Source organism: Methylocystis sp., assembly GCF_051061225.1.
Classification (GTDB): Bacteria; Pseudomonadota; Alphaproteobacteria; order Rhizobiales; family Beijerinckiaceae; genus Methylocystis.
Window position 1 is genome coordinate 1 of the sequence record NZ_JBPFEB010000131.1, and the last position, 6,742, is coordinate 6,742.

At 59.3% G+C, this 6,742-nt stretch carries 4 protein-coding genes and 3 pseudogenes; 2 read left to right on the forward strand and 5 right to left on the reverse strand.

Annotation, left to right across the window (positions count from 1 at the left end; all coding sequences use genetic code 11):
• A pseudogene (locus ACR652_RS23415) lies at positions 1 to 146 on the forward strand (IS481 family transposase); the annotation flags it as partial.
• Positions 147 to 420: 274 nt separating this feature from the next.
• Here ACR652_RS23415 and ACR652_RS23420 read toward each other — a convergent pair.
• The 3 genes from ACR652_RS23420 to ACR652_RS23430 all read right to left on the reverse strand — a co-directional run bounded on the left by ACR652_RS23420 (position 421) and on the right by ACR652_RS23430 (position 3,260).
• Complete coding sequence (locus tag ACR652_RS23420) at positions 421 to 2,226, reverse strand: MEDS domain-containing protein (RefSeq protein WP_434508891.1); 1,806 nt, start codon at positions 2,224 to 2,226, stop codon at positions 421 to 423.
• A 140-nt stretch (positions 2,227 to 2,366) separates the two neighbouring features.
• Positions 2,367 to 2,615 (reverse strand): hypothetical protein, encoded by a 249-nt coding sequence (locus ACR652_RS23425; RefSeq protein ID WP_434508892.1) that lies wholly within the window; start codon positions 2,613 to 2,615, stop codon positions 2,367 to 2,369.
• 279 nt (positions 2,616 to 2,894) lie between these two features.
• The gene (locus ACR652_RS23430; protein ID WP_434508893.1) at positions 2,895 to 3,260 is read right to left on the reverse strand and encodes a DUF6481 family protein; all 366 of its coding nucleotides are present in this window, start codon (positions 3,258 to 3,260) and stop codon (positions 2,895 to 2,897) included.
• Between the two features lie 309 nt (positions 3,261 to 3,569).
• Between ACR652_RS23430 and ACR652_RS23435 the strand changes: the two genes are divergently transcribed.
• Entirely contained in the window at positions 3,570 to 3,779 is a 210-nt protein-coding gene (locus ACR652_RS23435) for a cold-shock protein (protein ID WP_434508894.1), read from the forward strand.
• 132 nt (positions 3,780 to 3,911) lie between these two features.
• Here the strand turns inward: ACR652_RS23435 and ACR652_RS23440 are convergent.
• Positions 3,912 to 5,524: pseudogene (locus ACR652_RS23440) on the reverse strand (ISL3 family transposase).
• A 536-nt stretch (positions 5,525 to 6,060) separates the two neighbouring features.
• Positions 6,061 to 6,601 (reverse strand): annotated as a pseudogene (locus ACR652_RS23445) (IS5 family transposase); the annotation flags it as partial.
• Positions 6,602 to 6,742: the final 141 nt, after the last annotated feature.

Below are 6,742 nucleotides of genomic sequence, written 5' to 3' on the forward strand. Positions count from 1 at the left end.
ACTTCGTCACCGCATACAATTTTGCCCGCCGGTTGAAGACGCTCAAAGGCCTCACGCCCTACGAGTTCATCTGCAAGCTCTGGACGAAAGAGCCTGAGAGATTCATACTCGACCCGCTCCACCAGATGCCGGGACTAAACAGCTAGGCACCCATCTATCGAGCTAGAAAAATGACGCGATCGCTAGGTGTCTTGTGCTCGGAGCATAACGAATCTCCCGCTTTAAACCAAACCTCCTGCCCCTTTCGGAAATCAAATCCGGCCATGCTGGTGGTGCATTCCACTGAGAATACGTCCGCGTCGTGGGATGCGACCTCGCCGCCACCCGTGAAGAACGTTCCGAGGTCCTCAGCTATGACCTGGCAGCGTGTCATTAGCCCTTTTGCATACAGCCCAGAGAAGCCATATCCCGCTACTCCCTTCAATTCTCTCCCGCGGAGGGCAATGTGAAGCTGAAAATTGCCCCACCTCCCCGGTTCGATTCCGCCCATAGCCGCCCATGGTGAGCTTCGATGATCGATCGGGAAATCGAAAGACCGACGCCCATTCCCGTTGCTTTCGTCGTCTGGAATGGCTCAAAAAGAGACTCCTGAATTTCCTTCGAGAGGCCCGGGCCCGTGTCAGCGATGTCGGTCCGGATCATCCGTCCCTCGGCTTCTGAAACGGAGACAGTCAGCATGCGCTCCTGAGATTGGCTCATCGCTTCGATGGCGTTCCGCATGACGTTGACGAGCACCTGTTGAATTTGGACCTTATCGGCTAGCACGCGGTCGGCCCCGGCGGCGATATGAAGCTTGACTTCGATATCCGTCAACCTGCCCCCCGACACGAGTTCATAGGCCTCCCTTGTCAATTCCAAGATGCTCTGCGGCCTTGTGTCCGGTTCGCCGCGGGTCACAAAGCTTCGCATGCGGACGATGATCTGCGCCGCCCGCGTGACTTGGTCCGCAGCCTTAGCCACAGCGTCTTCGACGCCGGAGGGCTTGAAGAGCGATTTCCTGAGCAATCGTCGCGTTGCTCCAAGATATGCCGCGGCGGCGGCGAGCGGTTGCTTGATTTCATGCGACAGCGCCACGGCCATGCCTCCCATGGCGTCAAGCCGGTCGGCGCGCAACTTCTGCATGCGGGCCTCGGTCTGGCGCCTTTCAGTCAAGTCGCGCACCACGATGACGAACAGGCGCTCGCCTTGATTTACGCTTTCCGTGACCGTGCATTCCAACGGGACAAGCGCGCCATCCTTGCGTCGCCCTTCGCTTACATGGATTGCCACGCCCACGCCTTGTTCTAATTTCCCGGCGCAATCGGCCAGGCGGATGAAGCGGCTTTGGTCGGGGGACAGCACGCCAATGTGCTGGCCAACCAAGTCGTAAAGCGAATATCCGAAGATCCGCGTGGCCGCCGGGTTCATCGACAAGATGGCGCCTGACTCGTCTGTAGCGATGATGCCGTCACAGACGCCTTCGATGGTGGCGCGGAGCCGAGCTTCGCTCTCCTTCAGACCTTGTTCGATCCGCTCGCGTGAGAAACTTTTGGACGCCTTCCAGCGGCCATCTTCCTTAGCGAGCGCAAAATCATGGGTCGCAATGACGTCGAAAATCTCACTCATGCTCCACTTTTGAAGGGAGTAGGTGCACATTGCGAGGATCCGTTTGGATCCTACGATGCGGTCGATGGCCGCCTCGTAGCGCACAAACGCCTCCCAATTGTCCCGCGCCAGCGAAAAGGTGCTCCCACTGATGCGGAGGCCGTCAAAACCGCGGTCAAGCGCAGCAACCAGCCTGCCGGCCACCTTCTGGAGGGCGCGATCTGGATCAAACCGTTGGTCCGCCATGTACCACTCGTCGAAATCGACGATCTCCATTTGGCCGTTCGCCAGATATGCGTCCAAGCTGGGGACACACGCGCGCAGCGCGGCTTCTGCTTCTAGCGTCGTAATCGACTGCGACGTGATCCACATACAGAATTCGTTCGCCGCAAGCCCTTGCGCGAAGTAAGGCGCCAATGTCTCCAGAAGATCCGCGCGCGTGTCGTGCGATAGGCAGAAATGCGTTCCCCACGGCACGTCCCCGACTGCCGCAAGTCCGCTTTTGCGCGGCAGTTCTTGGGGCGATCCCTTGGACGTCAAGAAATTCATCGCCCGCGTAGTCACCTCGGCCCCTCGCTTTTTTAGGATCACGCTATAGGCGCTCAATCCTGCACCGGTAGAAGGTCTGTCCTTGAGAATCATTACGCGGCCTGCCCGCTTCAATGTGACAGCATGACGCTGGGCTCTTGGGACGTTGCGAATGTTCGGGAACGGCGTTCGACCGGGCCACGTGCGAACAGCAGTGGGTGCGAGGCGGATGTTCTGTCCCGTGCAAATAGGCGCTAAGCCGCGAGGGCATACCGCCAATGCGTTCTAATGGTCGCGAAAACGCCGCCGGCGATCGCACAGGCGCTGTAGCGGGTCTCGGTCTGTGCCGTCTTGTCAACCACGACGATGTCCGTCGCCCCCTGCGCCAGCAACTCCTCGATGCGCCACTCGATGAAATCCTTAGCGCTCTTTCGAGTGGGAAATTGGTCTGAGAATATTATTCCGCCCCACTCATTTAACACCGAGACGCTAAGATGGCTCATGCAGGGCTTTCTTCTTGATTTCAGGCTCATTGAGGGACAGGAGATACGCCGAGGGGAGGGCTCGATTCAAGGGAGGGAAAACCCTTAGAGCTGTGGTATAGGTTACGCTAACGGCCACGGGGCTCCGACCCGATCGGCGACGAGGAAGCGTTTCGCCGGTCAAAACCTGGATGGGCGGCATTGGCAGAAAAGGCACCGCTCAGGCGGTCGAAATTCGTAGGAAAATCTGGTGGCCATAAGGCCAAGATTTTTTGGAGCGATAGCCCCGTGAGTGCCGCGTTATTTGCGGGCCTTTCGAGCGGCGTAGCGGGCATCCCTGGCTGCCTTGCGTTCGGCCGCAGAGGCGACTTCACGCACTGCCTGTTCTACAACTCTTGCATCGCGTTCTGCCTGTTCAGCTTTCAGGGCCATTTCGCGTACGGCCTGGTCCTCCGCCGCGCGGGCTTCGGTGGCGAGCCGGGCGGCTTCACGTTCTGCGGCTCGTACATCGCGCGCGGCAATGATCGCTTGCCGGGCCGTCAGCCGCTCGGCTGCGCCCTCATTGATCTGCGCAGACAGGGCGCGGAATTTTTCCAACTTGACTTTTTTCGCGGCCTCGGCAGCGCTCCTGCGCTCGTCGAAATTGGCGTTCTTAAAACGTGTCATTCCTTCCCGTCCTCGCTGATTTACTGCAGGCTTGTTCACTGCGTTCATGACATCTAAGGCATCGTGCCCCTGGAACAAAGCGCAGCTTCAAGCTCAGGAGCATGGCTAATGCTCAGGCTACGACAACCACTCCGATGCGCAGCTTGGTTGCAATCAGTTTCGTTGGACACTATTTTTCGCTCATCGATTTTAGGTTTGACGGCTTGGATTTGCTTCGGAAACGAAGCCACTGACGACCTCTTCCAAACATCGATTAATCTTGGCTCAACGTATTTGGGCCTTCTCCCGAAACAGGTTTGGAGAGACGACATGGCTACGGGAACTGTGAAATGGTTCAACGGTCGAAAGAGCTTTGGCTTCATACAGCCTGATGACGGCGGCGCGGATGTTTTTGTTCACATCAGCGCGGTCGAGCGCGCGGGCCTGCATGATCTGCGCGAGGGCCAGAAGGTGAGCTATGAAATCACCCAGGATCGCCGCACAGGCAAGTCCTCGGCCGATCAGCTCAAGGAAGTCTAAGGTGACGTGCTCGCGGCGGTTTTTGGCCGCAACCTCCTCATGAACCAAGGGTCGCCGTTCGCGGCGGCCCCTTCCTTCTATAACAACCACGCCCTCTACCTGCCTGTCGGAGCCATTTTGACGGGGTCTTCGTCACATTCCGGGGAGGTCGATTTGTTGGAGTGGTAGCATTCGTGCCCGCAACAATTCGATGCCCGCGCGGCCGAACATGGCCCGCTTGAGGGTTTTCGATTTGTTGATTTGGCCTTCGGCCTGGCCACTGCTCCATGGTTCGACGATAGCGTTCCTGACGGCGTCGATGTCGCGGGCCAATGTCCGCGCGAACTGCTGTAGGGCATGAATGCCCGAATGGCGCGCATCATCGAGCCAAGAGACGAGCTTGTCGGGATCGGCGCCTCGTAAAAGGCCACGAAATCGCATCGCCAGTCCTCGCATGACGACAAAGCTGGGAGAGGCTTCTTTCAACACGACGACCTTGGCGGCCTGAGAATGGGTGAGCATGCGCGTCGGCTTCATACAAAGAGCGGCCGCGATGAGGGGACAGATTTGGCAGCCTGTCGCGGGATCGATAGCGCGCTCCTCTATTGCCGGCTCTCTCCGCCGGCTTGTCTCGGGACGCTCCACGCGCCGCCATTCGGAAAGAAGGCGCTCCAAATGGGAGCGGCTGCCTGTGTACCCGCGATTGCGTACGTCGTGAAATAGTCGACGGCCGATCTTGTCGCCCTCCGCCCATCGGCGCGCAAGAAACTCCTGGAAATATAGTGGCGAACTCGGCTTCAGCGTCACTCGTCGACGATCCGGCAAAGAATCCGCCTCGATCCACTTGGCGATCGTGGCGCGGCCGATCCCGATCTCCGCGGCGATGGCGACAAAGCTCTTGCCCGAGGCGTGGAGGGCCTTCACGTACTTAAACATTTGCTCCCTCGCGTCACGATTTCTGCTGCGCAGCACCAACTGACGGTCGCCCGGGGCAGGCGGAAGGCGGGAGCGACCGCCGAAGCAACTGACCGCCGTCATCTGCCGCTCGATGGCCTCGCGCAGGTTTTGCAGCAGATGAAACCGGTCGGCGACCTGGCGTGCCTGCGGAGCACCCTGCCGGATGCCCTGAGCATAAAGTCCGCACCGGTCGCGGCTCACGTCTCTGGCCGCCGTTCGAGCCAATCCGCGGTCTCCTTGGCCGAGCGGGTCTCCATGACATCGGCGACGGTTCGGCGCTCCAGGTCGACGATGATCGTCCCATAGGTAAAGCCCTTGCGCCAGCTCCAGTCGTCGATGGCGATGGCCCGTAGAGGATCGGGGTCGGCACGCTCGCGAACATGGCGTTTCAGCTGGCGCAGGATGGCGTTGTCGCTGACTGGCATGGCGAGCCGCGCCAGCAATCTTTCGCTCGGCAGACCCCCTGCAGCGTATCCGAACAGCCGAACGATCTCTGCGACCCGGACGGTGCGGCGCGCCATGGGAGCCGCGACCGAAGGCAGGCGCTCCACGAAGGTCTTGCGCCCGCACAATTCATTTAGCCATCGCCAGCGTCCCAGACGCAGGTCGAGCACGAGCGGCGTTCCCTGAACAGGAAGGTCCTGCAGGTGCCGATAATGCCAGTCATGCCGAGATGTCGAAGGTTTGCCGCAGACTGGGCACGACCGCTCGCCAGCAGCACGCGCCGAAAGGACCCAGCGGCCGTCCCGCAACTCGATCTCTTCAACTTCAATTCCGGGACCAACAGACAGTTTGATTTTCTTTCGCATGCCCCTTCCTCTGCACGGAAGGCGCAACCTTGACAATCAGCCCCCCGGGGGGTGACGAAGACCCTATTTAAATGCAAGATCCGGCTTCATAATTTCAATGGCTTAGCTGTGCGTTTAATTTGATAACGTGTATCTAATTTGATAATCTCGACGCGTTTACTGCACCTTATTTGAGAATTGGAACGCATTACCTGCGTCGAACTTAGTGAGACCCCTTCCCTTTGCCAATGATATCGCGCCGCACGGTTGGCGAAAGCCCAAGCGCTTCAATGAATTCACGTCGGCAATGCTCGGTGTCCCAGCGGTCGGCGGCGTTATCGTTATTGCAGCATATTCGATAATTTTCCCCAAAATGATTCTCAAATAAGCTGCAGCAGAGTGCGTGAACCGGCGCATTCTTACAATTTCGTGCAACGTGACAGTGGTCCTGAGGTTCACAATGCACTGATGCTGAAGCTGCCCCCCTGGATGAGTGCCGCGCGCTCGCCTCGCTAGGGAATACCTATCCGAGATGCCGCGCGGCTTATGGCCCAGACTCATAACCAGTAGCTGACGGTCGCGGCGATGCAGACGGCTGCGAGGAAGTTGGTCGCGCTACGATCGTATCGCGTGGCGATGCGCCGGAAGTCCTTCAGGCGGCAGAACATGTGCTCGATGGCGTTCCGGTTGCGATAGAGGAAAGGTGAGAAGCAGTTCTTCCATTTCCGGTTGGCCTTCGGCGGGATGTGGCCCCGCCGTCTTCGACCTGCCGGCGAATGGCGTCGCTGTCGTAGCCCTTGTCGCCTTGCAGGATGCTACAGGCAGGCATCTTTGACAGAAGCTCGGCTCCCGCAGTGCAATCGGCGACATTCCCGCCAGTGAGCAGAAAGGCGACCGGCCGGCATTGGGCGTCTGTCAGCGCATGGATTTTGGTCGTGCGCCCGCCGCGAGATCGACCGATCGCCTGGGCGCGCTCCCCCCTTTGCCGCCACTGGCCTTCGCGGCCCAGCGGACATAGCGGTTGTAGAGTGTCTTCCTCGGACCGTATTCGGGTGGGGCATCGATCCAGCGCCCGCCAGATTTCAGCACATGGACAATGCTGTCAGTGGCGGATTAAATCTCCCCAGTTATGGCATTTGAAAATTCCCCAGTTTTCGTGACGACCGGGCTTCCAGGGCATGCCCTGGAAGCCCGGTCGGCGCGCCGACTCACCGATGCTTCTCCCCTTGGCGGCAGGGA

What these genes read in the sequence shown, in the direction of transcription:
- ACR652_RS23420 (WP_434508891.1), bottom strand. Translation starts at nt 2,226, where the DNA reads ATGATTCTCAAGGACAGACCTTCTACCGGTGCAGGATTGAGCGCCTAT.
- ACR652_RS23430 (WP_434508893.1), bottom strand. Translation starts at nt 3,260, where the DNA reads ATGACACGTTTTAAGAACGCCAATTTCGACGAGCGCAGGAGCGCTGCC.
- ACR652_RS23435 (WP_434508894.1), top strand. Translation starts at nt 3,570, where the DNA reads ATGGCTACGGGAACTGTGAAATGGTTCAACGGTCGAAAGAGCTTTGGC.
- ACR652_RS23425 (WP_434508892.1), bottom strand. Translation starts at nt 2,615, where the DNA reads ATGAGCCATCTTAGCGTCTCGGTGTTAAATGAGTGGGGCGGAATAATA.